Here is a 569-nt window from a genome sequence, read left to right as displayed (position 1 = left end):
ACTAAAGGGAAAGCTTTCATATAGGCCAGACTCTTGCCCTAAGTGTGGTACACTCCAAAGAAACTTCTTTTCTTTATGAATTACAGAAATCCAAAGAGAATTTCAACAATTTCTTAGACAATATTTTCAGAAAAGTTTTTTTTTTCTGAAAATATGGTTGACATTTTATAGTATATATGATATAAACAAATAAATAAAAAAATTTTTATAACTAAATTGGCCAGTTTGTAAATAAATTGTAAGGAGAGGTTTTTATGGAATATATAAATCCTCAAAGGTATAAGGGCGATATAAATATTATTTATATGGAGTCCAACAAGCCTTTCGGTAAGAAGATACTAAGTAGGTTTAAATTATTAGAAAAGGATTGTCAACTATGAATAATAAATTTAATATTAGCCTAGCAATACTGCAAATAATTGCTGGTATTCTTGCAGCTGTGGTTTTTTTAAAAAGTTTTCTAAATTATGGCGAAGTGACAATAACAATGACTATTCTATCATTTTTTACGATGGTGTTTGGTTTAGCTCAAGGATTAAGAAGTCTATACACCATGTACAAACATTGAT

Annotated in this window: 1 protein-coding gene; it reads left to right on the top strand. The window is 28.1% G+C overall.

Annotated elements, in window-relative coordinates:
• The first annotated feature begins 254 nt into the window (after positions 1 to 254).
• Positions 255 to 380 (top strand): hypothetical protein, encoded by a 126-nt coding sequence (locus tag HMPREF0634_RS10030; protein WP_007788018.1) that lies wholly within the window; start codon positions 255 to 257, stop codon positions 378 to 380.
• Positions 381 to 569 lie beyond the last annotated feature (189 nt).

It is taken from the genome of Peptostreptococcus stomatis DSM 17678 (assembly GCF_000147675.1).
Classification (GTDB): domain Bacteria; phylum Bacillota; class Clostridia; order Peptostreptococcales; family Peptostreptococcaceae; genus Peptostreptococcus; species Peptostreptococcus stomatis.
Note: the sequence above shows the minus strand (reverse complement) of the source record. Positions and strands in the feature narration are given on the sequence as shown.

Excerpts from the sequence above, each read along its gene's own strand:
- HMPREF0634_RS10030 (WP_007788018.1), top strand. The coding sequence starts at position 255 with ATGGAATATATAAATCCTCAAAGGTATAAGGGCGATATAAATATTATT.